The 26,910-nt window shown below is 50.8% G+C and carries 29 protein-coding genes and 1 other RNA gene; 25 read left to right on the forward strand and 5 right to left on the reverse strand.

Going from position 1 to position 26,910, the window contains the following annotated elements:
• The first annotated feature begins 14 nt into the window (after window positions 1-14).
• Both ribD and ribBA read left to right on the forward strand, forming a co-directional pair.
• Entirely contained in the window at window positions 15-1,133 is a 1,119-nt protein-coding gene (gene ribD, locus CWI69_RS01765; RefSeq protein WP_126761327.1) for a bifunctional diaminohydroxyphosphoribosylaminopyrimidine deaminase/5-amino-6-(5-phosphoribosylamino)uracil reductase RibD, read from the forward strand.
• Window positions 1,130-2,254, forward strand: a complete 1,125-nt coding sequence (ribBA, locus tag CWI69_RS01770) for a bifunctional 3,4-dihydroxy-2-butanone-4-phosphate synthase/GTP cyclohydrolase II (RefSeq protein WP_126761329.1) — start codon at window positions 1,130-1,132, stop codon at window positions 2,252-2,254. The genes ribD and ribBA overlap by 4 nt, the downstream gene beginning before the upstream one ends.
• On the opposite strand, the gene CWI69_RS01775 is transcribed toward ribBA, so the two are convergent.
• The 4 genes from CWI69_RS01775 to CWI69_RS01790 all read right to left on the reverse strand — a co-directional run bounded on the left by CWI69_RS01775 (window position 2,229) and on the right by CWI69_RS01790 (window position 6,318).
• Window positions 2,229-3,119: a ketopantoate reductase family protein gene (locus CWI69_RS01775; protein WP_126761331.1), complete on the reverse strand. Its 891-nt coding sequence runs from the start codon at window positions 3,117-3,119 to the stop codon at window positions 2,229-2,231. The genes ribBA and CWI69_RS01775 overlap by 26 nt on opposite strands.
• A complete protein-coding gene (locus CWI69_RS01780; RefSeq protein WP_126761332.1) occupies window positions 3,112-4,470 on the reverse strand; it encodes an AmpG family muropeptide MFS transporter in 1,359 nt (452 codons plus the stop codon). Before CWI69_RS01780 ends, CWI69_RS01775 begins: the two co-directional genes overlap by 8 nt.
• A gap of 11 nt (window positions 4,471-4,481) precedes the next feature.
• Window positions 4,482-5,078, reverse strand: a complete 597-nt coding sequence (locus CWI69_RS01785; RefSeq protein ID WP_126761333.1) for a peptidylprolyl isomerase — start codon at window positions 5,076-5,078, stop codon at window positions 4,482-4,484.
• Between the two features lie 73 nt (window positions 5,079-5,151).
• Window positions 5,152-6,318, reverse strand: coding sequence for a methyltransferase (locus tag CWI69_RS01790; protein WP_126761334.1), 1,167 nt, complete (start codon window positions 6,316-6,318; stop codon window positions 5,152-5,154).
• A 73-nt stretch (window positions 6,319-6,391) separates the two neighbouring features.
• Between CWI69_RS01790 and CWI69_RS01795 the strand changes: the two genes are divergently transcribed.
• From CWI69_RS01795 to CWI69_RS01810, 4 genes are all read left to right on the forward strand, one after another.
• A complete protein-coding gene (locus tag CWI69_RS01795; protein ID WP_126761336.1) occupies window positions 6,392-7,474 on the forward strand; it encodes a ketoacyl-ACP synthase III in 1,083 nt (360 codons plus the stop codon).
• A gap of 1 nt (window position 7,475) precedes the next feature.
• Complete coding sequence (locus tag CWI69_RS01800; protein ID WP_126761338.1) at window positions 7,476-8,222, forward strand: enoyl-CoA hydratase; 747 nt, start codon at window positions 7,476-7,478, stop codon at window positions 8,220-8,222.
• Between the two features lie 94 nt (window positions 8,223-8,316).
• An RNA gene (ffs, locus tag CWI69_RS01805) (signal recognition particle sRNA small type) lies at window positions 8,317-8,413 on the forward strand.
• A gap of 211 nt (window positions 8,414-8,624) precedes the next feature.
• Window positions 8,625-9,716 carry a tryptophan 2,3-dioxygenase family protein gene (locus CWI69_RS01810; RefSeq protein ID WP_126761340.1) on the forward strand — a complete coding sequence of 364 codons (1,092 nt, stop codon included), beginning with the start codon at window positions 8,625-8,627 and terminating at the stop codon, window positions 9,714-9,716.
• Here the strand turns inward: CWI69_RS01810 and priC are convergent.
• Window positions 9,690-9,983 carry a primosomal replication protein PriC gene (gene priC / locus CWI69_RS01815; protein ID WP_126761342.1) on the reverse strand — a complete coding sequence of 98 codons (294 nt, stop codon included), beginning with the start codon at window positions 9,981-9,983 and terminating at the stop codon, window positions 9,690-9,692. The genes CWI69_RS01810 and priC overlap by 27 nt on opposite strands.
• Before the next feature lie 453 nt (window positions 9,984-10,436).
• On the opposite strand from priC, the gene CWI69_RS01820 reads away from it, so the two are divergent.
• From CWI69_RS01820 to CWI69_RS01910, 19 genes are all read left to right on the forward strand, one after another.
• Window positions 10,437-11,219, forward strand: coding sequence for a DUF3450 domain-containing protein (locus CWI69_RS01820; RefSeq protein WP_126761344.1), 783 nt, complete (start codon window positions 10,437-10,439; stop codon window positions 11,217-11,219).
• On the forward strand, window positions 11,216-12,586 hold the full coding sequence (locus tag CWI69_RS01825) for a MotA/TolQ/ExbB proton channel family protein (RefSeq protein ID WP_126761346.1): 1,371 nt from the start codon (window positions 11,216-11,218) through the stop codon (window positions 12,584-12,586). Before CWI69_RS01820 ends, CWI69_RS01825 begins: the two co-directional genes overlap by 4 nt.
• A gap of 4 nt (window positions 12,587-12,590) precedes the next feature.
• Window positions 12,591-13,115: a MotA/TolQ/ExbB proton channel family protein gene (locus CWI69_RS01830; protein ID WP_126761348.1), complete on the forward strand. Its 525-nt coding sequence runs from the start codon at window positions 12,591-12,593 to the stop codon at window positions 13,113-13,115.
• A 12-nt stretch (window positions 13,116-13,127) separates the two neighbouring features.
• A complete protein-coding gene (locus CWI69_RS01835; RefSeq protein WP_126761350.1) occupies window positions 13,128-13,529 on the forward strand; it encodes an ExbD/TolR family protein in 402 nt (133 codons plus the stop codon).
• A 1-nt stretch (window position 13,530) separates the two neighbouring features.
• Complete coding sequence (locus CWI69_RS01840; protein WP_126761352.1) at window positions 13,531-14,142, forward strand: energy transducer TonB; 612 nt, start codon at window positions 13,531-13,533, stop codon at window positions 14,140-14,142.
• Between the two features lie 6 nt (window positions 14,143-14,148).
• A complete protein-coding gene (locus tag CWI69_RS01845; RefSeq protein ID WP_241971015.1) occupies window positions 14,149-15,447 on the forward strand; it encodes a tetratricopeptide repeat protein in 1,299 nt (432 codons plus the stop codon).
• Window positions 15,448-15,563: 116 nt separating this feature from the next.
• A complete protein-coding gene (locus CWI69_RS01850; protein ID WP_126761354.1) occupies window positions 15,564-15,980 on the forward strand; it encodes an HvfA family oxazolone/thioamide-modified RiPP metallophore in 417 nt (138 codons plus the stop codon).
• The gene (locus CWI69_RS01855; protein WP_126761356.1) at window positions 15,965-16,810 is read left to right on the forward strand and encodes an HvfB family MNIO-type RiPP peptide maturase; all 846 of its coding nucleotides are present in this window, start codon (window positions 15,965-15,967) and stop codon (window positions 16,808-16,810) included. The genes CWI69_RS01850 and CWI69_RS01855 overlap by 16 nt, the downstream gene beginning before the upstream one ends.
• Window positions 16,779-17,528: an HvfC family RiPP maturation protein gene (locus CWI69_RS01860; RefSeq protein WP_126761358.1), complete on the forward strand. Its 750-nt coding sequence runs from the start codon at window positions 16,779-16,781 to the stop codon at window positions 17,526-17,528. The genes CWI69_RS01855 and CWI69_RS01860 overlap by 32 nt, the downstream gene beginning before the upstream one ends.
• 266 nt (window positions 17,529-17,794) lie before the next feature.
• Complete coding sequence (locus CWI69_RS01865) at window positions 17,795-18,193, forward strand: response regulator (protein WP_126761360.1); 399 nt, start codon at window positions 17,795-17,797, stop codon at window positions 18,191-18,193.
• Window positions 18,190-18,714 carry an adenine phosphoribosyltransferase gene (locus tag CWI69_RS01870; RefSeq protein WP_126761362.1) on the forward strand — a complete coding sequence of 175 codons (525 nt, stop codon included), beginning with the start codon at window positions 18,190-18,192 and terminating at the stop codon, window positions 18,712-18,714. Before CWI69_RS01865 ends, CWI69_RS01870 begins: the two co-directional genes overlap by 4 nt.
• A gap of 57 nt (window positions 18,715-18,771) precedes the next feature.
• Complete coding sequence (dnaX, locus tag CWI69_RS01875; protein WP_126761364.1) at window positions 18,772-20,646, forward strand: DNA polymerase III subunit gamma/tau; 1,875 nt, start codon at window positions 18,772-18,774, stop codon at window positions 20,644-20,646.
• Window positions 20,647-20,668: 22 nt separating this feature from the next.
• Window positions 20,669-20,998 (forward strand): YbaB/EbfC family nucleoid-associated protein, encoded by a 330-nt coding sequence (locus tag CWI69_RS01880; protein ID WP_126761366.1) that lies wholly within the window; start codon window positions 20,669-20,671, stop codon window positions 20,996-20,998.
• Between the two features lie 11 nt (window positions 20,999-21,009).
• Window positions 21,010-21,624 carry a recombination mediator RecR gene (recR, locus tag CWI69_RS01885; RefSeq protein ID WP_126761368.1) on the forward strand — a complete coding sequence of 205 codons (615 nt, stop codon included), beginning with the start codon at window positions 21,010-21,012 and terminating at the stop codon, window positions 21,622-21,624.
• Between the two features lie 71 nt (window positions 21,625-21,695).
• Entirely contained in the window at window positions 21,696-23,591 is a 1,896-nt protein-coding gene (htpG, locus tag CWI69_RS01890; protein ID WP_126761370.1) for a molecular chaperone HtpG, read from the forward strand.
• Between the two features lie 137 nt (window positions 23,592-23,728).
• Window positions 23,729-24,373 carry an adenylate kinase gene (gene adk, locus CWI69_RS01895; protein WP_126761371.1) on the forward strand — a complete coding sequence of 215 codons (645 nt, stop codon included), beginning with the start codon at window positions 23,729-23,731 and terminating at the stop codon, window positions 24,371-24,373.
• A gap of 92 nt (window positions 24,374-24,465) precedes the next feature.
• Window positions 24,466-24,870, forward strand: a complete 405-nt coding sequence (locus tag CWI69_RS01900; RefSeq protein ID WP_126761373.1) for an MAPEG family protein — start codon at window positions 24,466-24,468, stop codon at window positions 24,868-24,870.
• Window positions 24,867-25,682, forward strand: a complete 816-nt coding sequence (locus CWI69_RS01905; RefSeq protein WP_126761375.1) for an alpha/beta fold hydrolase — start codon at window positions 24,867-24,869, stop codon at window positions 25,680-25,682. The genes CWI69_RS01900 and CWI69_RS01905 overlap by 4 nt, the downstream gene beginning before the upstream one ends.
• Window positions 25,657-26,898 (forward strand): aminotransferase class V-fold PLP-dependent enzyme, encoded by a 1,242-nt coding sequence (locus CWI69_RS01910; RefSeq protein WP_126761377.1) that lies wholly within the window; start codon window positions 25,657-25,659, stop codon window positions 26,896-26,898. Before CWI69_RS01905 ends, CWI69_RS01910 begins: the two co-directional genes overlap by 26 nt.
• Window positions 26,899-26,910: the final 12 nt, after the last annotated feature.

The raw sequence follows: 26,910 nt of genomic DNA on the forward strand, positions 1-26,910 counted from the left end.
GCAGAGGCTTTGGCATGCAGCAGCTCGACGCGCAGTTCATGCAACAAGCACTGGATCTGGCCCAGCGCGGGGCATTTTCGGCGGCACCTAATCCGTTAGTTGGTTGTGTGCTGGTGCGCGATAACGAGATCGTCGGTCAGGGCTGGCACGAACGACCGGGTGAACCCCACGCTGAAGTTTACGCCTTACGCGAAGCGGCGCAGCTGGCGCGCGGCGCGACTGCCTATGTAACTCTCGAACCCTGTAGTCATCATGGACGTACTCCGCCATGCGCCGATGCGCTTATCGCGGCGGGTGTGGCGCGGGTGGTGATTGCCATGCAGGATCCTAATCCGCTGGTCGCGGGAGAGGGCATTACTCGGCTACGTGCCGCTGGCATCGAGGTCAGTGTCGGCGTGTTGGAACAGGCCGCACGTAAGCTTAACCGAGGCTTTATTTCGCGAATGGAAAGGCAACGGCCGTGGTTACGCTTGAAAATGGCGATGAGTCTGGATGGTCGCACCGCCCTTGCCAATGGTCAGAGTCAGTGGATTACCGGCGCAGAAGCGCGCCGTGATGTGCACGCCTATCGGGCCCAGTGCGGCGCGATCCTTACCAGTGCACGCACCGTAATCATGGATCAGGCCCGGATGACAGCGCGACATCCCCAAGCGCAACGACAACCCTTACGGGTGGTGCTTGATCGGCAACAACAGTTGCGCCCGGAACATGATTTCTTTGCTATCACGAGTCCGGTGCTGCGGGTTGTCGATGGTGAAGATAAGGTCGAGAATCATTGGCCTGAACACGTCAGCACACTGGTGTTGCCAGCAACGTCAGGACGCCTGCCATTGCGCGCCTTATTTAGTAAGCTGGCCGAGCTTGAGATCAATGATATCTGGACCGAATGTGGCGCCGAGCTCGCCGGTGCACTGGTTGCGGCCGAGTTGGTCGACGAATGGATTGTCTACGTAGCGCCAAAATTACTTGGCGATAGTAGCCGCGGGGTGCTGCAACTACCGGTATTTCAGGAACTGGTGCAAGCCCCCGAGCTGCGTTATGAAAGTTTTACCCAACTGGGTGAGGATTTAAAAATTTGTGCACGACCGCGCTTTCCCGCCGGTGGTGCCGACAGAGGAGAAGTACAGTCGTGACGACGCTAAACAGTGCAGCTGAAATTATCGAAGATATTCGCCAGGGTAAGATGGTCATCCTGATGGATGACGAAGACCGTGAGAATGAAGGCGATCTCATCATTGCCGCTGAATGCGTCACCCCGGCCGCAATTAACTTCATGGCACGTTTCGGGCGTGGACTGATTTGTCTGACCCTGACCGAGGAGCGTTGTGAGCAACTGCGCCTGCCATTAATGGTGAATCAGAATAATGCGCCCTATGCGACCAACTTTACTGTGTCGATTGAAGCCGCAGAAGGCGTTACAACCGGAATCTCAGCGGCAGACCGCGCCCGCACTGTGCAAGCCGCCGTAGCTAGTGATGCAAAACCTGGCGATCTCGTCATGCCGGGCCACATTTTTCCGTTAAAAGCGAAAAGCGGTGGCGTGCTCAATCGCGCCGGGCATACCGAAGCAGGTTGTGATTTAGCGCGCTTGGCAGGCTTTGAACCGGCAGCCGTGATCGTCGAAGTGTTAAACGAAGATGGCACCATGGCACGGCGACCAGATCTGGAAAAATTCGCGGCCGAGCATGATTTAAAAATGGGCACAATCGCTGACCTTATTGAATACCGCTCGCTCACTGAAAAAACCGTTGAGCGCAAAGCACAGTGCAGCTTACCCACCCGCTATGGCGATTTTGAATTAATTACCTATCAGGACACCATTGATAAACAAGTGCACTATGCACTGGTCAAAGGTGAAATCAATGAACAGGAGCCGGTCAACGTTCGTGTGCACCTGCAAGATACCTTCCATGACTTGTTTTCTACCGACCGGGCAAGCCAGCGCAGCTGGCCGCTTGGGCATGCTATGGAGTTTATTGGTGAGAAGGGCGGAGTCCTTGTGGTGATCGGCCGGGTGCAAACCACCGATGACATTCTGGAACAGGTGAAAAGTTTCGCGGCTGAAGATCGTGGCGAGAGAAAACCAAGTGCGGCTGCGTCTAATGCCTCACGAAATGTCGGTATTGGTTCACAAATACTTGCCGACCTCGGAGTGCATCAAATGCACCTGATGAGCTCACCCAAACGCTACTCTGCGTTGTCTGGTTTTGGTTTAGAGGTGCTCGATTTTATCGAGGATCCCGACCACCAGTAACATCAAGCACCTGTTGCCATAATTGCTGATTGGCAGGGGCTGACAAACCCGCCTCCGCGCTTGCGGAGGCGATAAAACCGTTCAGATAGTCAATTTCTGTGGGGCGTTGTTGTAGATAATCCTGCAGCATCGAGGAGCGATTGTTTGCCGTTGCTTTTACTACTTGCTCAGCCTGTTGTACCAGGTTCTGAGGGCTAAGTTCTACTCCCCGCTGAGTCGCCAGTGCAGCTATTTCATCCGCTACTTGTTGCCACACGTCTGCCCGGATATGCCGCAAAATATCGCCATTTCTGCATTCGTGGATAACGGTGAAAGGATTGATTAAACAATTCACCGCCAGCTTTTGCCAGCGCCGCGGCGCAATGTGGTTGATCCAGGACAATGGCGGCAGTGCCCGCTCTAATTGTTCGACCATGTCAGCGGGTGCACGGTGTTCAGCCTGTTGTGGTCCCAGCCAGCTTTGTCCATGACCGGCATGAATCACCGCATCAGCTTCCCGATAGGCACCATGGGTCGTGATCCAATGCAGATCGGAATCGCGCAACAGTGAGGCCTCGTCAGCTAACATCCCGTTATAACTCACGATTAAAGTTGACGCCTGAAATGCTGCAGAACTACGCAGTTCATGGATTAGTGGTGCGACCTGATAGGCTTTTACCGCAGCGAATATCCAGCTTGGCGCAGTTAAATTCTCAACAGTCGCAAAGCGAAACCGTTCGGCACCTGAACGGATCTTGAGTTCGCCTGTAGTTTCGCGGCCGGCACGAAGCTTTATTTGCACAGGAACATCCAGCGCGGCTAGCCGGACAGCCATTAAACTGCCAATGGCTCCTTGGCCAACAACCAGCCAGGGAGGATTATTCATTCTTTGTTACCTGCTCTGTGCTGTCCTCGGTGGTTGGTGCCTGAATCCGGTGCAGCGCCTTACGCAACAGGATCAAGAGCAATAGCCCCGGGGTAACCATGACCGCAGTGAGAATAAAAAACAGTGACCAGTCGCCGTCAAGCCAATCGACCACAAATCCACTGTAGGATGACAGCAGGGTGCGGCCTAAGTTACCCAATGAAGCCAACAGCGCGTATTGCGTTGCGGTAAAGGCACGGTTGCAGAGCAAACTGATAAACGCGACGAAGGCGACCGTTGACCAGGCACCGGTAAAGCCATCAATAATCACGGCTGCGAGTAACAAATTTGTGTCCGGGCCGACAACAGCGATCCAGGCAAACATCAGGTTACTTGCCGCCATCGCAATACCACCGATGAGAAGGCCGCGCATGGTGCCCAGACGAACATTCACGATACTGCCGATGATGGCGAAGACTATGGTGACCCACCAGGTGACCATTTTTGAGTAAATGGCAATGTCGTCGTTGGTATAACCGATTTCCTTGTAGAAGACGATGCTCATACGACCGAGGAAAGCTTCGCCAATTTTAAACAGGAAAATGAAGCTTAATATGGCGACAGCCAGTTTCCAGCCGGCGCGTTTAAAGAATTCTGAAACAGGGTCGTAGAGGGTGGTGCGAAACCAGTCCTGCCAACGGTTGAAGCTTTTGATTTCAGCGCGATAACGTTTTGATTCACGGACGCACAACACCACCAGTAACTGGATGGCCAATACCACCGCCATGACTTTGTATGCGCCTTGCCAATCCCACTGGGTACCGTCGACCAAAAAGAAGGGTAAGGCACCCAAACCACTATAGCCGGTCCACCAGCCAGCGGTTGCCATTGCGGCCCCGGCAGATTGCAGATTACTCTCGTGTTGGCCAAAGGTTTCGATACGGAAGGCATCAATGGCAATATCCTGGGTTGCTGAGGCAATAGCAATGAGCAGGGCGCCAAAAGCGATCCAGAAGGCATGTTCAGCGAGATTGAGACTGCTCAGTGCTAAAGTGGCGCCAATCAGCACCATTAAGCAAAACGCCATCCAGCTGCGGCGTTGCCCTAACCAGCCGTTAAGTATCGGGAGTTTGACCCTGTCAACAAAAGGTGACCATAAAGCATTAACGGAGTACGCGACAAAAACCATGCCGAACAAGCCGATGTCGCTGCGCGACACGCCTGACTCCTGCAGCCAGGCGGAAAGCATGGAGCCGATCAATACCCAGGGAAAACCACTCATTAAACCGAATAGGAAAATGACCCATATTCGAGGCTCGAGATAAACATTTAAGTCCTTGTACCAGGGCCGTACGGTTCCGGTTGAGGGCATGTCAAAGCGCCTTATTGTTGAGGGAGTATTTCAGCGCGAATTAATACCGGTGGCTCTGACGGAAAATCGCGCCAGCCGGTTTCAGCGTGAAAGGGGAGCGACTCGACTTCAGCCAGTTTATCCAGGGTTTCATAACCACTGGAAATCACCCCAAACACCGCGTAACCCCAATCATCGACAGGATCAAGGGAAGGGTTGTCTTTGAGATTAAAGAAAAATTGCCGGGTGGCGGTGTGCGGATCATTTTCGCGTGCCATGGCAATAGTGCCGTATTTATTTTTGAGACCGTTGCCTGATTCGTTGGGAATTTTAGCTCCCACTGTTTTGCTGTTAAGCTCTTTATCATAACCGCCACCCTGGACTACGAAACCGGGCACGATGCGATGGAAGATAGTGTTGTCGTAGCTGCCGATATCAACATACTTTAGAAAGTTTTCTACTGTTAGTGGCGCCCGATGACGATTGAGCTCAACTACAATATCGCCATGAGAGGTGACCAGCTTGACCCGCGGAAAAGGATTATCGGGTTGGATCTCCTGAGCGCTTACACTGAGCGTTGATAGTGTAATAAAAAAACCAATAAAAACACGCCGGACAAAGCTTTTCATAGTTCACCTTCAGTTAGTTATTCAGCCAGTTATACAGTTAGTTATACAGTTAGTTATACGCGCTCTTTCACGACTAGACCTTGCAGCTGTATACCACGAACTTGGCGTTACTTGCGACTTGATTGACGCGACCAAATAAGCGCTTGAGGGGATGATAATACGGTAGATGTCGATTGGCGACCACCCGCATTTCACCGCCTTTACGCAGTACCCGGCTGGCATCACGGAACATCTGGCGGGCGATATGCTCAGTAATGGCGTGTTCCTGATGAAATGGCGGGTTACACAAGACTAAATCGGCCGAGCCATCCGGCTGTTGGCTGAGACAGTCATCAACCCGGACCTGATACTGGGTTGAGGCAGCTAAATTGGCCTCAATGTTGTGCTGACAAGAAGCCACGGCCAGATAGGATTCGTCGACCCAGGTGATTGCGCTGCGGGGCGACTTTTGTGCATAGGTCAACCCAAGCACACCATTGCCACAGCCTAAATCGATGACCTCTTGTGCGCCTTCGGCAGGTAGGTTATCAAGCAGCAGTCGGGCACCGATATCCAGCTGATTACGGCCAAATACACCGGCATGATGGCTCAACTCAAGCTGCGTTTCAGGAACTTGCCACCGCTGTATGAAACTGTCCTGAGTCATTGGGCGAGAACGAATAGTTGCCCGTAATATACGGCACTTTTTTTGCACCAGCGAAATATCGACTGCATCGCAGTATTGTGCGAAAAGCTCGCGCACTCCCGGTGTAAAATGTTTGCTTCTCGCGGCGATTAAAAGCGGTGTTCCTGGTGTCAGAGATGCACTCATCCGGGCCAGCTGAAAGGCAAGTAAACTTTGATTCTTGGGCAGCTTCATCAAAACGACATCGATGTCTGTTGGCAACGCGGCAAGGGGATCCACCTGTTGTAGTTCGCAATGCAGCTGATTGAGAGCTAGATTGGCGCGTTGTGCCAGATGACTGACATAAGAATCGCTGCAACTGACCACCTGGCGATCGGCCACAGCCATTAACAGGGCGCCAAAGGCGTCGTTAACTAATAATGGAAATGCTGCGGAACCGCCAGCAGTTTCATGGCTGACCAGCGCTTCGTGTAAGAGCTCGTCTGCGGCATCCCATGCCTGTAATGGATCACTGCGACGCATTGGGTAGCGTTGTAACTGCCAACGTCCTGCGACAGTATGAAACCGCGTTGGCGCGGCATTAGCGCCTGATTTTTTCAGTCTTGACTTTTCCATTGGTCGGACATTTCTCTTCGTGACATTCGTGCTATGATAGCGAAAAACGTGCAGTGACTATAGGCTTTAGACAGTGAAAATATACGCAGAAATTACCGGTTGGGGAAAATGTTTACCGCCAGCGATCATGACCAATGACGATTTGGCGACCTTTCTGGATACCTCGGATGAGTGGATCCGCACTCGGACAGGTATCGAAGAGCGCCGCGTCAGCGCCGTCGGCACCTCGAAGCTCGCCACCATTGCTGGACGCAATGCATTGGCTGCAGCAGGCATTGATGCGAATGAGCTCGATCTGATTCTGGTCGGAACCTGTACGCCTGACGAAATTATTCCAAATGTCGCTTCTGCGGTTCAGCGCGACCTAGGCTCCAAGTACGCTGCTGCGTTTGATCTCAATGCTGCCTGCAGTAGCTTCCTTTATGGCATGCACTATGCGACGCAGGCGATCCGCACAGGCGTGCACAAAAAGGTCCTGATCATTGGCGCAGAGCGGCTGACCCGGATTCTTGACTGGACCCAGCGCGAAAGTGCTGTGCTGTTTGGCGATGGCGCCGGTGCTATGGTGTTGGAAGCGAGTGAAAACGAAAGTGGTTTGCTTGCGTCACATGTGACCTGCGATGCGGAAGCGCGCGATGTATTAGCGTTGGAATTCGGCATGAGCTTCGACCGCTTCGGTTTTGACGGCATCATGCCGTTCAGCTTTGTTGGTCAGGAGATATTTAAGCGTGCAGTCAAAGGCATGAATACCGCAGTCGAAAAAGTCTTTGCAGAAACCGGACTCACCACTGACGATATCGACTCACTGATCCCGCATCAGGCCAATAAACGGTTGATCGATTACCTGGCGAAGATGTGTAAAGTGCCAGAAGAAAAAACAGTCATTAACATTCAAAAATACGGTAATACCTCATCTGCAACCTTACCTATCGCGTTTTGTGAAGCGGTAGAGCAGGGCATCGTTAAACCTGGTGACACTATCGTTTCGGCAGTATTCGGCGGCGGCTTGACCTGCGGTGCCGGGATCATTAAGTGGGGCCAGCGGGTTACACCTATACGGCCAAACAACGAAGTATTGCCAAGTGATGGTCAGAGTGCCCTGGACTTGATCTTACCTTTGCATGAGAAAACCAAGCAGGCATGGGAAAAGCGTTAACATGAGTGATTTTATTCTCACAGAACAGCACGACGGGATTGTCTGGGTCACCTTTAATCGACCGGCAAAGAAAAACGCCATCACCCAACAAATGTACCGTGATCTGACAGCGGCGCTGGAGCATGCTGAGCGGGATAGTTCCGTTGCGGCCATTGTGTTGCGCGGTAACGGTGGTTGTTTTACCGCGGGCAATGATCTGCATGACTTTCTGCAAGCGGATGATCTTGACGAAAACTCACCGCCGTTCGAGTTTTTATATACCCTCAGTCGTTTAAGCGTTCCCGTTGTTGCCAGCATTGATGGCCCGGCTATTGGTATTGGTACGACGATCCTGTTGCATTGTGATTTGGTAGTGGCCGGTGCTAATAGCAAGCTGGCGCTACCTTTTATTCATCTGGGCCTGGTACCCGAAGCAGCTTCAAGTCAGTTACTGCCACTGTTATGTGGGCATCTACGGGCCTCGGAGTTACTCCTGTTAGGCGATACCATTGATGCAACCACGGCGCTTAATTATGGTCTGGTAAATAAAGTCGTTGAAAGTGACCGGCTCGAGGCGGAAACTGCAGATCTGGCAGCAATGCTTGCGGCGAAGTCGGTAAGCGGTTTGCGGGCGACCAAAAATCTGCTGAAACAGCCTACTGAAGCCGTTGCTGATCGCATTTCCCGCGAAGCACAGGTATTTATCAAAGCTTTACATTCTGATGCAGCGCGCGAAGCCATTGCACAGAAATTGCACAAAAAAGGTTAATCCAGTCAAAATCGTTTAATTCCTGCTCATCCGCGCCGAGTTCCCTTGCGGCTACGGCGTGGATCATGGATAATGCGCGGCGTTATGGTGGCCTTATTGGTCCCCCCGCAACACGAACTGGTGAACCCGGTCAGGCCCGGAAGGGAGCAGCCGTAGTCAGGGATGTGTGTGCCGGGGTGTGGCTGGTAAGGCCGCCACCCTTCCTTACAAAAAAACAACTGCGTTATTGGATATCAGATATCAGTTATTGGATATCAGATATTAGTTATTGGCGCTACTTGAAGTTTTTCCGCGTACGCGACATTATCCATCACATTATCTATCAATAGTACAGTGAGCGATATCTACCAACTGATATCCAATAACTGATATCCACTATCTAACAACGAAGTTGCCTTCAACATGCCGAAGAATATTGAGCCTGTTTACTACAGCGATTACCTGAAACTTGACAAGTTGCTCGACGCCCAAGTGCCACATAGCCCTAAATATGGCGCTGAAGCTCATGACGAGATGCTATTTATTATCGTGCATCAAGTCTATGAGTTATGGTTCAAGCAGGTCTTGCATGAGTTACGTACCATTCATGGTGACTTTAGTGCGCCACAGCTTGATGATAAAGCGTTGTACCTGGTTGCTCACCGGTTACGACGGATACTTACCATTCAGGATTTGATGAATGACCAGGTTGGCGTGATTGAAACCATGACGCCGCAGGAGTTTCTCGAGTTCCGTGATTACTTAGTGCCGGCGTCCGGCTTTCAAAGTGTGCAATTTAAAGAGTTGGAGATCCGTCTGGGGCTGACGCGCGCAACCCGTATCGCCTTTGACCAGCAATCTTTCTTCAATCGTTTGAATGACGAAGACCGTAACTATCTTGAAGAGCTCGAACAGCAACCGACCTTATTCGATCGGGTCGATGCCTGGTTAGCGCGGATGCCGTTTCTTGAATTTAAAGACTTCAAATTTTGGGAAATGTACCAGGATGCCGTCAACCAGGCGTTGGATCATGATGAAACTATTGTACGTGAAACCGTCGATGATGCGGAGCAACTAGCGACGGAACTCGAGGGAATTCAGGCCAATCGGGATAATTTTGCTGCTTTGTTCGATAACGAACGTTATAAAGTGTTGCAGAAAGAGGGCCGGGTGAAGCTGTCACAACGGGCCATGTTGAGTGCGTTGTTTATTACTCAGTACCGTGAAGAACCTGCTTTTAATCTGGCCTGGCAGGTGATCACCTCGTTAGCAGAAATGGACGAGAAGCTCACCATCTGGCGTTACAAACATGCAATGATGGTGCAAAGAATGCTGGGAACCAAAATCGGTACGGGCGGCAGCTCAGGTCACGACTATTTACGCAAAACGACTGAGCAAAACCGCGTATTCAAGGATTTCTTCGCTATGGCAACCTACTTATTACCGAAGAGTGCCTTACCGGAACTGCCTGCCGACGTACGTAAAGCCCTAGGATTTTCGCTGGAAACACTGTAGCGCCCGCTGCAGTGCTAACATCTGCTGTTCAATACGTACCGCTAACCAACGCTGATTGTCGGCGTTGGTAGCGCGTTCAAGTTGTTTGATATTGGCTTCGACCTCACCGATGTAGTCGCTGGGTTGACTATGCGTAACCTTAAACAGTTGTTGATCAAACCAATCCTGAAACTCTTCCTCACGCACTGAGATGCGCTGCATTTGCTTACGCATGACTGCCAATTGCTGGCGCAAGTTGTAGATCGCATCCTGGAAACCATCGGACATGTGAATACTCTTTATTTGAACACTGCGGTTAAGAGAGAGAAGCGTAGCGGAATAATTTATGCAAGAGAAGCAGAAACAAAAATAATCAGAAGAATGGTATCCGGCGTGTGTATTTGCACTGATTTGTCAATAAAAATAGCGTTCAACGACAGTAATATGAGATGGGGGAACTTTATGGACGTTTTTTAATCAAATAAACTGGCTCATCGGCCAAAATAAGTCACTTTGTTAACGGTCTGTAACTGCATTTTTATGCACGTTCAGGCTACGAATAATCTATGATCGGTGGTTGACAGGGTTTGGCTGATCGTGGGAGTATTGAGCAGATTATTGCTGAGAAATATTTAAGCAATAGGTGCAAGTGTTGATTAAACTCTATTCGTCACTCAAATAACTGGGAAGCTGGTGGCATGTCGTTGTCAGCAGAAGGTTAAGTCAAATTGGTTGGGAACTATGACCAAAGTAATCAATAAAAGCAAAATCGCTGCGGCCTTAATCGGCGCGTTCGCGATCACAGGTAGCGTTACAGCTGCCGCACAATCGATTTCTACGTTGCAAAACGAAGAAGCGAAAATCCACGAAGCTGATATTCGTTCACAAGACAAGATCAATTCGTTGTTCGAACAGTCGCAAGAACTGTTATATGAATATCGTGCCATTGTAGACGAGTATGAACAGCTCAAAGTTTACAACGATCACGTACAACGTTTGGTTGATGATCAGAATGCACAACTGGCTTCTCTACAGCGTCAGATCGATAGCGTTGAAGACACCAAGCAAGGTGTTGTTCCGTTGATGTACAAAATGATCGACGCTTTGGAGCAGTTTGTTAAGCTTGATATTCCAATCCATCGCGATGCTCGTCTTGCTCGTGTTGAACGTCTTCGCGACATTATGTCCAACGCGAACGTAACGACCTCTGAACAGTTCCGTCAAATCACTGAAGCTTACCAAGCTGAAATGGATTACGGTTCTGGTTTGATTGCCTATGAAGGTAAATTGAACTTCGGCGGTGAAGAAATCTCAGTTGACTTCTTCCACCTGGGTCGCGCTGCGCTTATGGCGCAATCGCTGGATCTGAAAAACGGCTGGATTTTCAACGATGATACTAATGAGTGGGAAGTTTTAGACGACGCCTACCTGAGTGCATTGACGAAAGCTATCCGTATGGCGCGTAAACAAACCGCCCCAGATCTTCTTAAATTGCCAATTTATGCAGCGGAGCGTGCAGAATGAACAAACTAGTGAAATCCTTGCTGGTAGCAACAGCATTCTCTCTTTCGATCGGCGCAAGCTCTGCATTTGCGCAAGAACAAACAGCGTCAGAAGCTAAATCACTTGAGCAGCTGCTTGAGCTGGTAAAAGAGAACCGCGCTGCATCTCAGCGTATTAATGCTCAGCGTGAAGCTGAATTCACATCAGAGCGTGCTGACAAGCAGGCGCTGTTGAATCAGGCGAAACGTCAACTGGCTGAAGAGCAAGCTCGCGGCCAGCGTTTGCAGACAGAGTTCTCTGAGAATGAAATTGCTCTGGCAAATAAAGAAACTGAACTGCAAAACCAACTGGGTACACTTGGTGAAATCGTCGGTGTAGCACGTGGTGCTGCCAGCGAAACTATCGGTCGTATCGCGACTTCAATCGTGAGTGCACAGTATCCAGGTCGTGAAGACGTACTTGAAGACATTGCTAATGCTCGCGAAGTTCCAACTATCCAGGAGCTCGAAGAGCTTTGGTTAGCTTGGTTAACTGAGATGAAAGAGTCAGGCAAAGTTGTAACCTTCCCATCGGAAGTTACTTTGTTAGACGGTACTACTGAACAGCGTGATGTTACCCGTATCGGCGTATTCAACCTGTTATCAGGTGGTGAATATTTCGTATACAACGACCAGGCCGAAGAAATTCAGCCGTTAGGTCGCCAGCCAGAAGGTTATATCCTTTCAGCGGCACAAGAGTTCCTGAATACCGAATCTGGTTATGAAGGCGTTTTTGTTGACCCTGCAAGAGGACAAATCTTAAGCTTGGCAACGCAGAAAGCAACGCTTGAAGAACAGTATCACCAAGGTGGAACTGTAGGTTACGTTATCACCGTAGTCTTGATTCTTGGCTTGCTGATCGCGATTTGGAAAATTATTACTCTGGGTGCTATTGGCGCGAAAATCCGTGCTCAGTTGAAAAATACTGGTAACCCTTCAGAGAAAAATCCACTTGGCCGTATCTTGAAAGTCTACCATGACAACAAGAACGACGATGTTGAGAACCTTGAACTGAAACTTGACGAAGCAATCTTGCGTGAAACACCTAGCATTGATGCCGGCGTCAACATGATCAAGATCTTCGCTGCAATCGCTCCGTTGCTTGGTCTATTGGGTACGGTAATCGGTATGATTGGTACTTTCCAGTCGATTACATTGTACGGTACAGGTGATCCGAAAATCATGGCAGGCGATATCTCAATGGCGTTGGTAACAACGGCTATGGGTCTAATCGCAGCATTACCATTAATTCTGATCCACGCAGTTGTTGCGGGTCGTGCGAAGAAGATCGTTCACATTCTGGACGAGCAGGCGGCAGGCATTGTAGCCGCGCACTCGGAGAAGGAGTAATCCTATGCTTTACCTGATGGAGCTTTGGGAATCTATCAGGGATTTTCTGAGTACCGGTGGCGATGTATTGTACTTCGTCATGGGAGCGCTCTTTCTCATGTGGGTTCTCATGATTGAGCGCTTCTGGTTCCTGACCACGGCTTATCCAAAGATGAAAAAGGATATCATCGCTAAATGGGAAGCCCGGCAGGATACTACATCCTGGTATGCTCATAAGATCCGTGAAGCATGGATTTCTGAGGCATCGGATAAACTTAACGCACGTATGTTGTTGGTCAAAACGACGATTGCTATGTGTCCGTTGATCGGACTATTAGGTACGGTAACCGGTATGATTGCCGTATTTGAAACCATGGCGACACAGGGTACCGGTAACCCACGTTTGATGGCCGATGGTATCTCCATGGCGACGATACCGACAATGGCTGGCATGGTAGCCGCCCTGTCCGGCATGTTTTTCTCGACTCGCTTAGAGTCACGGGTTAAACGCGCACGGGACAAATTGATCGACAGTTTGCCACATCATTAAGAGAGAAGAATTATGGCACGTAAACGTTTTCGTGAAGAGGAAGATGCAGCGATCGATATGACGCCGATGCTCGACATCGTTTTCATCATGTTGATCTTCTTCATCGTAACTACCTCTTTCGTAAAAGAAGCTGGTATTGACGTGAACAAGCCAGAAGCTAGTCAGGCGCAGAAGAAACCTTCTGCCAACATCTTCATCGCAATTCGAGCGAATGGCGAAGTGTGGATGGACAAGCGGATGGTTGATGTTGAGCGCGTAGGCGCAAACATCGAACGTCTATTGGCAGAACAGCCAACTGATATCGTAGTGATTCAGGCGGACGAAGAAGCCAAGCATGGTGTTGTCGTTAAAGTCATGGATCAAATTAAGGAAGCGGGTATTGACAAGATATCCATAGCCGCAGAGGACGATTAATATGGTGCGCTTTATAGTATCAATACTATTAGGTGCTGCAGCTACGTTCCTTCTGTTCGCGTTCATGGCATTCTTGATCAGCGGGGGCGAAGGGCGTAATGCACCGCCTCCGCCGTCATCAGTCATTGAGATTGTGACGTCGCCGCCGGACTCGGAAGTGGATCAGCGTCGCCGTACGCCACCACCACCGCCGCCGCCGCCGTCTCAGCCGCCTGAGACGCCGCCAAATGAGCCAGACACGTCTGACGATGCAGGCATGAACATGGACTTAGGTTTTGACGTCGATGTAGGTGGTACCGACACTGGGTTTGACGCAAGTGGAGCAATGGCTCGAGATGGTGAAGCTACACCTATCGTGCGTATTAATCCGCGTTATCCCCCAGCTGCAGCTCGTGATGGGATTTCAGGTTGGGTACTGCTGCGTTTCACGATTGATGAAACCGGTGGTGTAACTGATGTTGAAGTTCTGGACTCTGAGCCGCGTCGCGTATTTGATCAGGAAGCTCGTCGAGCGTTGTTGCGCTGGAAGTATAAGCCGAAGATTGTCGACGGTGAGCCTGTGCGTCAGCCAGGACAAACTGTCCAGCTCGACTTCAATCTGGATCAGGAGTAATTAGCGATGATGCACAAAAAACTCACTTTGCTGATTAGTGCGAGTGTATTGTGTGGTGTTTTAGTGGCAGGTTCTCCTGTCGCTAAGGCACAAGACATTAATTACAACTTGCCTACTGCAGAACAGATCGAACAACGCAAGGCCAATCGTGACAACCGTACGGTTTCAGAGCGGATCGGTCGACGTATAATGGAAGCTTTTGAGCTTTACAGCGAACAGGAAGATATCCAGGGCGCTATTGCGGTTCTGGAAGATGTTTCTCCTCGTGAAGCTTATGATGTTGCCTACGTTAACCGTTTCCTTGGTAATCTTTACGCAGCGAACAATCAACTTGAAGCTGCGATGGAGAGAACCAAGTCAGCAGCTGACGCTGATGTATTGGGTTGGAACGATCAGTCTGCGGCATTGAAGCTGGCAGCGGACATTAGTTTGCAGTTGGAAAACTACCGTCAAGCTCTGAACTACTATGAGAAATGGCTGCAGTTTACCGGTGAAGCTGATCCTGATGTTTTCTTACGGATTGCGAATGCATTTTATGAATTGAAACAGTTCGATAAAATTATTCGTCCGGCAGATTTGGCGATTCAGTATTACGAAGAACCTAACAAGAACCCTTATGTTCTTAAAGTTGCTTCGTACTACGAGCGTAAAATGTACAGCGATGCAATCGACGTGTTGGAAACTGCGCTCGAAATTATGCCGACCGAAAAGGTTTGGTGGAGCCAGTTGGGCATGATGTATATGCTCGAAGAGAAGATCGATAAAGCTCTTCAGACACTTGAGATTGCCTATCTTGCGGGTTATCTCGACAAAGAAAGCCAGATCAAAGCGGTCATTCAGTTGTATGCCAACAACGGTATCCCGTACGATGCGGCCCGTTTGATGGTGAAGCATCTGGAAGCCGGAGAAGTAGAGAAAACTGCACGTCATTACTATAGTGCAGCGACAAACTTCGAGATGGCGCGGGAATACGCTCGTGCAGCTGATATGTATGAATTAGCAGCACAGATGGAAGATGACGTAGCAACGCGTGCTGATTACTATCGCCGTAAAGGCACTGCACACTTGCGTGCAGAAGAGTATCAGCAAGCTGCAGACGCTTATTTGACAGCGATCGATTTGGGCTACGATGAGCCAGGTAACGTATACATGTCTCTGACAGAAGCTTACTTCTATCAGAACAAATTCAGCCAGGCGCTGGAGTATGTGTTAGAAGCTCAGAAGTACTCAGAACAACGTCGTAACGCACGAAGCTGGGAATCTTACATTCGCAGCAAAGCAAGCAACCTCGGTATTTCACTGTAAATTGTATTGCTTTTCGTAAAGTACGCGTAAAACCCCGCTTCGATAGCGGGGTTTTTTTTGTGCTTTTGCGCTATAGTAAGGGGTGAATACACGCAAAAGAGAAAGAGGGTTGAACAATGAATAACATGAAGAAATCTGTAGCAGTAACAGTAGGCGCACTTCTTGCCGGTGGTATGTCGGTTCAGGCAGCGAGCGCGAACCCGTTCAGCTATTCTGATCTTGGCAGTGGCTATCAGCAAGAACAGAGTAAAGAACGCGAAGCCAAATGTGGTGAAGGCAAATGTGGTGAAGAGCGCAAAGCTAAAATGGCCGAGAAAGCCAAGGAAGCCAAGTGTGGCGAAGGCAAATGTGGCGAAGAAATGAAAGCCAAAATGGCTGAAAAAGCCAAAGAAGGCAAATGCGGCGAAGGCAAATGCGGCGAAGACATGAAAGCCAAAATGAGCGAGCATGAGCACGAGAAGAAAGCCGAGAAAGCCAAAGAAGGCAAATGTGGCGAAGGTAAATGCGGTGAAGGGAAGTGCGGCGGACAGTAGGACTTGGTCTGCGCCGCGAATTTCTCGCTGACGTATTGGCGCAAGCTCCTGATGTTGATTTCTGGGAGCTAGCGCCAGAAAACTGGTTTCCACGAGGCGTCCAGGCTCAACGCACGCTCGATCGTGTGCGTGAGCAGGCGCCTTTAACTAGCCATGGATTGTCACTTTCCATTGGCAGTCCTGATCCCCTTGACGTTGACTTCGTAAAAGAGGTCAAGCGCTTCCTCGATCGCTTTGATATTGATATTTACAGTGAGCATCTGAGCTATTGTTCGGCAGCGGGACATCTTTATGATCTTCTCCCGTTACCCTTCACCGCAGAAGCAGCCTCCTACGTGGCGGAGCGGGTTCGACAGGTGCAAGACATCATCGAACGGCCGTTAGTGCTGGAGAACGTATCTTATTATGCCAATTTTGGCGGCGAACTCAGCGAAACGGAATTTATCAGCCAGGTGCTCGAACAGGCCGATTGCCGCTTATTACTCGACGTAAATAACGTGTATGTGAACAGTGTTAACCACGGTTACGATGCGCACGAATTTATCCGAAGTATGCCCAGCGAGCGGATTGTTTACGGACATATTGCCGGACATACCGAGGAATATGATGATTTGTTTGTCGATACTCACGGTGCTGATGTTAAGCAGGAAGTCTGGCAACTTTTAGACTTTGCTTATCAATGTCATGGTGTGTTTCCGACAGTTTTAGAGCGTGACTTTAATATTCCACCGTTGCCGCAGTTGTTGAACGAGGCGAGCAGGGTAGCGAAGTGTCAACAAAACTACGAGCAGGAGCAACGTGGCGAAGTCCTTTCAACAGACCCAGCTTGAATTTGCTAAGTGGCTGCGTTCACCCAATGCCTCAGCATCTGAGTTCGCTGATATAGAGCCGCGGCGGCTGGCGATTTACCGACGCTTGATTCATTCCAATATCCGGCAATTCATCAGCTCAGGCTTTCCTGTACTGCAGTCATTACTGACGGCACAGCAATGGCAGTCGTTGATAGCTGAGTTTGTAGCACAGCACCGGGCGGATTCACCGTTATTTTCGGATATCGGTGCAGAATTTGTCGCATTTTTATCGCGTGATGGGCTGCAATTGGATGATTATCCGGGCTGGCTATTCGATCTGGCGCGCTATGAGCGTATGGAAGTGGATGTTCAGTTTGCCAGCCTAAGTGCCGACTATATTCCCTATGTAGAGATGTCTACGACGCAGTTGTTACACCTCAATCCGACCGCTGAGATCGGCATTTTTGACTATCCGGTGGCGCAAATTAATAGCGATTTTATGCCACAAGAGCCGCTGCCAACGCCCTATTTCGTGTTGGTGTATCAAACTCCTGCCGGGCAGGTGCAGTTCATTGAGCTAAACTCACTAACCGCGTTAGCGCTCGATTTTTTGCAACAAAAGCCGCGTAACCTGTTGCAGCTTAGTGAAGCGCTGGCAAAACAACTACCGGATTTTACCGAGCAACAGCTACGAGAAGGCTTTGCTGCGGTGGCTGCGGATCTGGCTGAGCGGTTCGTGTTGTTAGACAAGCCGTAATCGAGTATGATCCGCACCGCAAAAATTTAAGCGTTAGCGCTGCAATGATCGCGGGCAGCTAACGTAGCAAGTAATAAAGTAAGTAACGAGGTAACCAATATGGCAAATGATCAGGATTTCCGTGACCCTTCGGGTCCGTTAATAGGATGGATTGCAGTGCTAGTAGTTGTAGCTGTGCCGTTGTTACCAGCGGTCTTACGGTGGATTCAGCTGCTTAGTGCTTAATCGGGTAATTAACCGCCGTTAGTCAATCCAAAAGGCAAACTATGTCAAATAAGCTACTGCTGGTGGAGGACAATCCTTCCACACGCGCGAACCTTCTTGAAATTCTTGCAGCAACACCTTTTATGGTGAGCTGTGCAACAGACGGCCTCGATGGCCTTAACCGGGCAAAAAACACCCGTTACGACGTGGTACTTATTGACCACAAAATGCCGTTAATGGATGGTCTTACTCTGTTACGTAATCTGCGTAGCCTTCCTGAATACCAACAAGCGCCATTACTGTTAATGTCGACGCAGGATATAAAACAGCTGGAAGCGGTAGCGAGCCGTGCTGGAGCCAACCTGAGTCTGGCGAAACCTATCAATGCCGAACGCTTACTCGAACTGCTTGCAGACCTGTGGCAGACCATGCAAATTCCAAAGCAATCTGCTGCATCATGAAGAGCTCACTAGCTCAACACATTCGCGCTATTGAGGATTATCCTAAAGCGGGTATCACCTTTCGTGATATCACGCCGTTGCTAGCGGACGGTGAGGCCTTCGGACACACCATTACACATCTGGCCGAGCGTTATGCTGAGCAGGGTATTACCAGGATCGTGGGAATTGAAGCGCGTGGATTTATTTTTGCGACGGCATTGGCCTATGCCATGGGCGTGGGTTTTGTGCCGTTACGCAAGCCGGGCAAGTTGCCAGCTAAAACCATCAGCAAAAGTTACCAGCTGGAATATGGTGACGACGCATTAGAAATGCACGTTGACGCCTTATCGGCCACTGACAAGGTGGTGATTATTGACGATTTACTGGCAACGGGTGGCACGGTGCTCGCGGGTATTGAATTGATTGAGCAAGCCGGGGCCGAGCTTCACGAGTGTGCTTTTATCATCACCTTAAATGACTTGCCAGGTGTTCAACGCCTGAACGATGCAGCCATTCCTTACTATACCCTGTGTGAATTTTGAGGTAACGTAAGGGCATTAACCTGTCAGACATTACCGTAGTTCTACAAGGAAGCTAGCATGAGTTACCAGGTGCTCGCCCGTAAATGGCGACCGCATAAATTCGCAGAGGTAGTGGGTCAGCAACATGTGCTGAAGCCACTTATGAATGCGTTGCAATCGGGACGCTTGCACCATGCCTGGTTGCTTACCGGTACCCGCGGCGTGGGTAAGACAACGATTGCGCGAATTCTGGCGAAAAGTCTGAACTGCGAGAGCGGAATTACCGCCGAACCTTGCGGCACCTGTAGCGCTTGCGTTGCGATCGATGAAGGTCGCTTTGTTGATCTGCTGGAAATCGACGCTGCCTCGCGAACAAAAGTCGAAGACACCCGCGAATTACTCGACAACGTGCAGTACCGGCCAACCCACGGCCGCTATAAAGTGTACCTCATCGATGAAGTTCACATGTTGTCGCGCCACAGCTTTAATGCGCTGCTGAAAACCCTGGAAGAGCCACCGGAACACGTCAAGTTCCTGCTGGCGACAACGGATCCGCAGAAACTCCCGATTACGGTCCTGTCGCGCTGCTTGCAGTTTAACCTGAAGGCGCTCGATCGGCAGGAAATTGCCGGCCACCTGGCCTACGTGCTGCAACAAGAAACGATACCCTTTGAAGAAGCTGCATTGACTGCCATTGCCCGTGCTGCACGCGGCAGTATGCGCGATGCTCTTAGTCTTACCGATCAGGCCATCGCGCAGAGCGAACAGCAAGTGACTATGGCGGGTGTGCAACAAATGCTGGGTGCCGTGCCTAGTTTTGAATTAGCAACGTTGTTAGAACAGGTCCTCGCCGGTAAAGGTGAAGCCATGCTGACTACCCTGAGCCGGGTAGCGGGCCAGGTGCCGGATTTGAGTAACTTGCTGGCCGAATTACAAAATTTCGTCCACCAACTGGCGCTCTTTCAAGCCGTACCGGAAGCTGCCGAGACGCTGGGTTTAACCAGCGAAGACCAACATCTGGCAGAGCATCTGCCGGCGGAGCTGTTGCAGGTTTATTACGATATTTTAGTGCAGGGTCGCCGTGACCTTGATTACGCTGCTGATGTTCGTAGCGGCGTCGAGATGACGTTGCTACGCCTGATGGCGTTCCGCCCGCAGAAACTTTCCGTGGTTGAACGTGGTCCGGCAGATACCACCAGGGTCGAAACCCACAGCTCTCCGGCAGCGGCGGCACAGCAGCCAACCAGCCAGGTGCCGGAATCGCGACTGGGCAACGAGCCGCCGTCGCCAGCACCTGTTGCTGCGCCAGAGCCGGCTCCACAGTCTGCTTCAGCACCAGAGCCTATGCCAGTATCAGCGCCAGAGCCGATGCCGGCACCAGAGCCCGCTCCTGAGCCAGTATCAGCGCCAGAGCCAACGCCAGCTCCGGAGCCCGTGCCTGAACCTGTGCCTGAACCAAGCTCAGCCGCAGCGTCAGAGGCAAGTGAACGTGCCGATAGTCTGTCGTCATTGCTTGAAACACGCGAACTCTTGCAGCAAAAAAAAAATCCTGAAATCCTAGCGGAAACGCGAAGTGCCGCCGAAGTTGACCGTTGGGCGGCGCTGATTGATACCCTGGAAGTTGAAGGGCTGGCCCGCCAGCTCGCGCGTAACAGTGTGCTGGAGAAGACCGAACAAGGGTACCTGTTACACGTTCGTGAGGCATGGCAGCATCTGCTCAGTGATGGCGCCTGTGAAGCGATTCGATTAGCCTTACAAGACAGTCTTGATTTACAATTACTGGACATTGTTATTGGCAATACGGAACAAGCAACGCCGTTTGAGATTCAACAACAAATCGATGCCGAACGGCTCGCGCAAGCCAAACAAATCCTGGCCGCGGATCCAGTCGTGCAGGGGTTACAGAAACATTTTGGTGCTGAGTTACAAGATGACTCAGTGAAACCACTTTAGCGAACACAAAGAAGAGGTAGTTATGTTTAAAGGTGGAATGGGAAATATGATGAAGCAAGCGCAACAAATGCAGGAGCGCATGCAACAAGCCCAGGAAGAAATTGCTAATCTGGAAGTGACTGGTGAAGCGGGTGCTGGCATGGTCAAAGTTACTATGTTGGGCAACCACAACGTCCGTCGCGTTCATGTTGATCCAAGTCTGTTAGAAGATGACGATCAGGAGATGCTGGAAGATTTAATCGCTGCGGCAATTAACGACGCGGTACGTCGTGTCGAGCAGACAACCAAAGAGCGTATGGCTGAAGTAACTGGCGGTATGAACTTACCACCAGGTATGAAACTACCGTTTTAAGGTTGTCATTGATGCGTTTAAGTCCGGCCATTACTGAATTGATGCGCGCGCTGCGAACCTTACCCGGCGTGGGTCCAAAATCTGCTCAGCGGATGGCGTTTCAGATCCTGGAACGGCAGCGGGATGCGGGTTTGCAGCTAGCGCAAGCCCTCAGTGAGGCGATCGAGCGGGTCGGCCACTGCAGCGTTTGCCGCACCCTGACCGAGAGTGAGATCTGCGAGCTGTGTGCCAATGAGGGCCGGCGCCAGGCTGGACTTTTATGCATTGTTGAAACTCCGGCTGATGTGTTAGCGATTGAGCAAACGGGTCAGTATCAGGGCTGTTATTTCGTGCTGATGGGGCATTTGTCGCCACTCGATGGCATAGGCCCTGAAGATATCGGCCTTGATAAGCTGGCTGAACGCCTGGCAAACGAGTCTGTGGCAGAAATTATTTTGGCCACCAATCCTACCATTGAAGGTGAAGCTACGGCACATTACATCGCCGAACTAGCCCGCCAGCATAGTATTCAGACGTCGCGCATAGCTCATGGTGTGCCGGTCGGCGGGGAACTGGAATATGTTGATCAGGCCACTCTGGGGCATGCCTTTAGCGGTCGCAAACGTATCGATTTTGATGCCTTTTAACTCTTGAAATAAGTAATTACGTCCCCATCTCTGCTGTAGTGTTTATCAACAATAGTGCAGGAGAGTCCACTATGGCGGAGACCCGTCAAGCCGAAACTCATGGATTTCAGACTGAAGTGAAGCAGTTGCTTCATCTGATGATTCATTCGCTTTATTCCAACAAGGAAATCTTTTTACGCGAGCTGGTATCCAACGCTTCGGATGCTGCTGATAAGTTGCGTTTTAAAGCACTAAGCGACAGTAGCCTGATTGCCGACGATGCCGAACTGCGCGTCCGCGTGAGTGTCGATAAAGACGCTGGCACCATTACCATCAGCGACAACGGTATTGGTATGACGCGTGATGAAGTGATGAGCAACTTAGGTACCATCGCCAAGTCGGGAACCTCAGAATTCTTTAGCCAACTTTCTGGTGATGAAGCGCGCGACAGCCGTTTGATCGGTCAGTTTGGTGTTGGTTTCTACTCAGCCTTTATCGTTGCTGACAGTGTCACAGTACGTACCCGTGCTGCCGGTATGGCCAGTAATGAAGGGGTGGAGTGGACGTCGAAAGGTGAAGGTGAGTTTGATCTTCGCGAAATCGACAAAGCCCAACGCGGTACTGACATCATTTTGCATGTGCGTGAAGATGCCAAAGATTTTCTTGATGAGTCGCGGTTGCGCGGCATTATCACTAAGTACTCGGATCATTTAAGTATCCCGGTGCAAATGCCGGAGCGCGATGATGACGGTAAAGTCAAGGAATGGCAGGCCGTCAACTCGGGACAGGCGCTGTGGACGCGCGAGAAAAGCGAAATCAGCGACGAGGAATACCGCGAGTTCTACAAAACCATCGCGCATGATTTTGAGGACCCATTACTGTGGAGCCACAACAAAGTTGAGGGTACGCAGGAGTATACCAGCCTGCTTTATATCCCAAAACGCGCGCCATGGGACTTATGGAACCGTGAACAGCAGCATGGAATTAAGCTGTACGTGAAACGCGTGTTTATTATGGATGATGCGCAACAGTTGATGCCAACCTACCTGCGCTTCGTGCGTGGTTTGATGGATTCCAACGACCTGCCACTGAATGTGTCGCGGGAAATCCTGCAAGACAATAAGATCACCCGTGCTATGCGCAGCGGTAGTACGAAGAAAGTCCTTGGCATGTTAAGTAAGCTCGCCAAAGACGATCCGGAAGCTTATCAGGAGTTCTGGAATACCTTTGGTAGTGTGCTGAAAGAAGGTCCGGCGGAAGATTACGCCAACCAGGAAAAGATTGCCGCTTTACTGCGTTTTGCTACAACCCATGAAGATAAACCGGAAGCGACGGTCAGTCTGGACACCTATCTGGAGCGGATGCCTGAGCAGCAGGAAAAAATCTACTACATTGTAGCGGACAGTTATGAAGCTGCGCGCGATAACCCGGCATTGGAAATTTTCCGCAAGAAAGGAATCGAAGTTCTGTTATTGTCTGAGCGTATCGATGAGTGGTTAATGAGCCATCTTAGCGAATACAAAGACAAAGGATTCCAGAGTGTTACCCGTGGTGATCTTGACCTCGGCGATCTGGAAGATGAGGACGCGAAACAACAGCAGGAAGAGCTGGAAAAAACCTTCGAAGAACAAGTTAAGCGCTTTGAAACTGCGCTTGGCGAGAAAGTTAAAAGTGTTCGTGTGACTCACCGTCTGACCACTTCACCAGCCTGTATCGTGACCGACGAGAACGATATGAGCACACAAATGGCGAAGCTGATGGAAGCGGCGGGACAGAAGGTTCCGGAAACCAAGTACATCTTCGAGCTGAACCCTGAGCACACTTTGGTTCAACGTGTGATTGACCTTGAAGACGACAGTAAATTCGCTGAATGGGCGCAGTTACTGCTTGATCAGGCAACGCTTGCGGAGCGAGGTAGCCTGAAAGATCCGGCGCAATTTGTCAGCCGCCTGAATCGTCTGATGCTGGAACTGACCGACGCGTCTTAAACGAACGTTGTTATGACTTTACAAAACCGGGCAGTACCGACGAAAGTCGGCATTGCCCGGACTTGTAAAGCTGACCTCTAGACGGTAAAGTTCGACCTGAATTGAACGCAAACAAAAACTAGGAAAAGAGGTTGTACATGCGCATTATCCTTTTAGGCGCGCCAGGCGCAGGGAAAGGTACTCAGGCGCAGTTCTTGATGAAGACCTTTGGGATCCCACAGATTTCAACAGGTGACATGTTACGAGCTGCCATCAAAGCCGGTACTGAATTGGGACAACAGGCAAAAGCGGTCATGGACGCGGGTAAACTGGTGTCTGACGATATCATGATTGGTCTTGTCAAAGAGCGCATTGCGCAACCCGACTGCCAGAACGGCTTCCTTTTAGATGGTTTCCCACGCACGATCCCGCAAGCCGATGCCATGCAGGAAGCAGGTATTGCAGTTGACGTAGTACTTGAGTTTGCGGTGCCTGATGATGTGATTGTTGAGCGTATGAGCGGCCGCCGCGTGCATCCTGGCTCGGGTCGCGTGTACCATGTCAAACACAATCCACCAAAAACCGAAGGTAAAGACGACGTTACCGGTGAAGACTTAATCATCCGTGATGATGATAAAGAAGAGACCGTACGTAAGCGTCTGGCGATTTATCATGAACAAACCGAGCCATTAGTTTCGTATTATCGTAAACTAGCTGAGCAAGGCCAGACGACGTTCCATAAAGTTGATGGAACGCGTAACGTTGAAACGATCAGTAAAGAACTCGGTGAGCTGTTGGGCTAATACTTTGCCAGAATATGCCCCGAGTTGTACTTGTTCGACAGAAGCCCACCTTGTGTGGGCTTTTTTGTAAACGACACTAAGGAAAAATAATAATGGCGATCGAACTACCTATTAGCATGCTCTACGCCGGCTTACTGGCGTTACTCTATTTCGCTTTAGCGGTGGTGGTTATCCGTTTACGCTGGCGCGATAAAGTTGGGATTGGCACGGGCACGTCCAAAGATCTTGAGGTTGCGGTGCGTATTCACGGTAATTTTGCCGAGTATGTGCCATTTACCTTGTTACTGTTAGTACTGATGGAACTCACCGGTGCCAGCGGCATGTTATTGCACGCCATTGGTGGGTTGCTGTTTGTTGCCCGCGTGTGCCATGCCATTGGTTTACGTATGAGTGTGGGGCCATCCTGGGCGCGCACCGTGGGGGTACTTGGTACTTTCATCGTGTTATTGGTTGAAGCCGGCTACATGCTTGGTTACGTGATGGGTATGCAGGCATGACCGCAGCGTTATCTGCGGGGGTGCACGTCAGTGGGTCGGCAGATAAGCCGGCCGTGGTGTTACTGCACAGCTCGCAAAGCAATACCGGTCAGTGGCGTGCCCTTATCCAGTTACTACGTGAGGACTTCTACCTGATAGGCATCGATCTGTTGGGTTACGGCAAAGCACCGGCGGCAGAGGTTTCGTCGCCGGAAGCCTTCCGGTTTAGTGATGAAGTGCCACGGATTGTCGCCGCGGTAGAGCAATTATGCCCGGATCAGCCGGTCATTTTAGTGGGCCACTCGTATGGGGCGGCGGTTGCCCTCAAACTGGCTCTGGAGCAACTCCTGCCAGTGCGCGCGATGGCGTTATTCGAGCCGGTAGCATTTCATGTGCTTGATGCTATTGATCCGGCGCGACAGGAGGTTGAAGCCATCGCCGCGCAGATGGATCAGGATGACAAGCATGCCGCCACCAAGGCGTTTGTAGATTACTGGAATTCTCCGGGGTACTTCGATGCATTACCGGAAAAAGTGCAAAAGCTGATGATCAGTCAGGCGGATAAAGTCGCAATGGATTTTGCTGCCCTGATGGGCGAGCCGCATAAGCTGGTGGATTACCGGCGGGTGGACGTTCCGGTGTTGCTATTAACCGGTAGTCAGACTCAGGCCAGTGCGAAACGTGTCGCGGAACAGCTGCAACAGGTATTGCCTCAGGTTGATGTCCATGAGCTTGAGTGCGGACATATGGGGCCCCTGACAGATGCGAATTTAGTCAACCCGTTGATTGTTAAATTTCTCGAGCGTCATGCACTGGAGTCAAGCGGTGCCTGAGCAAAAACAGCAGGGCTACCAGGTACCTCGCGCTGAGTTTGCACTCTGGCGGGAGCAGCCGGATTTAGTCTATTTAGACAGTGCGGCCAGCTGTCAGGTCCCCGATAGGGTGCTGCAGCGTTTTATGCGCTATTACCAGCATGAGCATGCCAACGCGCACCGTGGTGCGTATCCGCTGGCGCAACAGGCGACCCAGCAGCTTGAGCATGCTCGCAGTAGTTTAGCCAGCTGGATCGGCACCGATGCTGAGCACCTGGTGTTTACTGCCGGGGCCACCCACAGCCTTAATTTGCTGGCTCAGGGCTTAAACATCGACTGGCAGGCGGGTGATGAAATTGTCATTAGTCGCGCCGAGCACCATGCGAACTTTCTGCCCTGGCAACGTCTGGCGGCACAGCATCAGCTGAAGATCCGCTGGTTAGACCTTGATCCGGTAACGGGTGCGTTAAGATCATCCTGGCCGGAACTCATCACACCGCGATGTAAATTACTGGCGGTGACGCTGGCGAGCAATGTTACCGGGCAAATTTTCCCCATTGCTGAACTTTGTCAGCGTGCTGCAGCAATGGGCGCGCTGAGTATAATAGATGCCGCTCAGGCGGTAGGCTCAGTGCCCCTCGATGTGGCTGCGCTGGGCTGTGATGCGCTGACGTTTTCTGCACATAAAATGTACAGTGTTACGGGCTGTGGTGTGTTGTACCTGTCGGATCAGATGCAGCAGAAACTTGAACCCGCATTACTCGGTGGCGGCATGGTAGCCCGGGTCGGAACGGACACCAGCCAGTGGCTCAGCGGTGTGCAAAAATACGAAGCAGGAACGCCAAATACGGCGGCAATACTTGCCTGCGCTGAAGCGGCGGTCTGGCTCACGGAACAACGTGAGCAGGGGCTTACTCCTTATCTGGCAGAGCTCAATATCACACTTGCGCAGCAGCTTGCCGAGCGTGACTGGATCCGGGTTTTACCGCGTCAGGAACCGACGTTACCGGTGCTTAGCTTTTACAGTCCGCAGGTTCATGCTTATGATCTGGCCAGCTTTCTTGCCGAACAAGGCATTGCCGTGCGGGCTGGCGGACATTGTGCGCAGCCGTTATTAGACTATTGGCAGCATGAAGCGGTGGTCAGAGTGTCTCTTGCTGCCTATACTACCCGCGCCGATAGCGAGCGGTTGCTCGCTGCCCTTGATCAGGCTTATCAGCTGTTTGCTGAAGACTAAACCATAAGAGAA

It is taken from the genome of Pseudidiomarina halophila (assembly GCF_003987215.1).
In the GTDB taxonomy this organism is placed as follows: domain Bacteria; phylum Pseudomonadota; class Gammaproteobacteria; order Enterobacterales; family Alteromonadaceae; genus Pseudidiomarina; species Pseudidiomarina halophila.

Bases quoted from the DNA above. Each gene is read 5' to 3' on its own strand.
- CWI69_RS01845 (WP_241971015.1), top strand. From the start codon at position 14,149: ATGATGCACAAAAAACTCACTTTGCTGATTAGTGCGAGTGTATTGTGT.
- CWI69_RS01870 (WP_126761362.1), top strand. From the start codon at position 18,190: ATGAAGAGCTCACTAGCTCAACACATTCGCGCTATTGAGGATTATCCT.
- CWI69_RS01865 (WP_126761360.1), top strand. From the start codon at position 17,795: ATGTCAAATAAGCTACTGCTGGTGGAGGACAATCCTTCCACACGCGCG.
- CWI69_RS01900 (WP_126761373.1), top strand. From the start codon at position 24,466: ATGGCGATCGAACTACCTATTAGCATGCTCTACGCCGGCTTACTGGCG.
- CWI69_RS01820 (WP_126761344.1), top strand. From the start codon at position 10,437: ATGACCAAAGTAATCAATAAAAGCAAAATCGCTGCGGCCTTAATCGGC.
- adk (WP_126761371.1), top strand. From the start codon at position 23,729: ATGCGCATTATCCTTTTAGGCGCGCCAGGCGCAGGGAAAGGTACTCAG.
- CWI69_RS01780 (WP_126761332.1), bottom strand. From the start codon at position 4,470: ATGCCCTCAACCGGAACCGTACGGCCCTGGTACAAGGACTTAAATGTT.
- dnaX (WP_126761364.1), top strand. From the start codon at position 18,772: ATGAGTTACCAGGTGCTCGCCCGTAAATGGCGACCGCATAAATTCGCA.
- CWI69_RS01850 (WP_126761354.1), top strand. From the start codon at position 15,564: ATGAATAACATGAAGAAATCTGTAGCAGTAACAGTAGGCGCACTTCTT.
- htpG (WP_126761370.1), top strand. From the start codon at position 21,696: ATGGCGGAGACCCGTCAAGCCGAAACTCATGGATTTCAGACTGAAGTG.
- CWI69_RS01830 (WP_126761348.1), top strand. From the start codon at position 12,591: ATGCTTTACCTGATGGAGCTTTGGGAATCTATCAGGGATTTTCTGAGT.
- ribD (WP_126761327.1), top strand. From the start codon at position 15: ATGCAGCAGCTCGACGCGCAGTTCATGCAACAAGCACTGGATCTGGCC.
- CWI69_RS01905 (WP_126761375.1), top strand. From the start codon at position 24,867: ATGACCGCAGCGTTATCTGCGGGGGTGCACGTCAGTGGGTCGGCAGAT.
- CWI69_RS01825 (WP_126761346.1), top strand. From the start codon at position 11,216: ATGAACAAACTAGTGAAATCCTTGCTGGTAGCAACAGCATTCTCTCTT.
- CWI69_RS01790 (WP_126761334.1), bottom strand. From the start codon at position 6,318: ATGGAAAAGTCAAGACTGAAAAAATCAGGCGCTAATGCCGCGCCAACG.
- CWI69_RS01800 (WP_126761338.1), top strand. From the start codon at position 7,476: ATGAGTGATTTTATTCTCACAGAACAGCACGACGGGATTGTCTGGGTC.
- recR (WP_126761368.1), top strand. From the start codon at position 21,010: ATGCGTTTAAGTCCGGCCATTACTGAATTGATGCGCGCGCTGCGAACC.
- priC (WP_126761342.1), bottom strand. From the start codon at position 9,983: ATGTCCGATGGTTTCCAGGATGCGATCTACAACTTGCGCCAGCAATTG.
- CWI69_RS01810 (WP_126761340.1), top strand. From the start codon at position 8,625: ATGCCGAAGAATATTGAGCCTGTTTACTACAGCGATTACCTGAAACTT.
- CWI69_RS01840 (WP_126761352.1), top strand. From the start codon at position 13,531: ATGGTGCGCTTTATAGTATCAATACTATTAGGTGCTGCAGCTACGTTC.
- CWI69_RS01910 (WP_126761377.1), top strand. From the start codon at position 25,657: ATGCACTGGAGTCAAGCGGTGCCTGAGCAAAAACAGCAGGGCTACCAG.
- CWI69_RS01785 (WP_126761333.1), bottom strand. From the start codon at position 5,078: ATGAAAAGCTTTGTCCGGCGTGTTTTTATTGGTTTTTTTATTACACTA.
- CWI69_RS01835 (WP_126761350.1), top strand. From the start codon at position 13,128: ATGGCACGTAAACGTTTTCGTGAAGAGGAAGATGCAGCGATCGATATG.
- CWI69_RS01880 (WP_126761366.1), top strand. From the start codon at position 20,669: ATGTTTAAAGGTGGAATGGGAAATATGATGAAGCAAGCGCAACAAATG.
- CWI69_RS01775 (WP_126761331.1), bottom strand. From the start codon at position 3,119: ATGAATAATCCTCCCTGGCTGGTTGTTGGCCAAGGAGCCATTGGCAGT.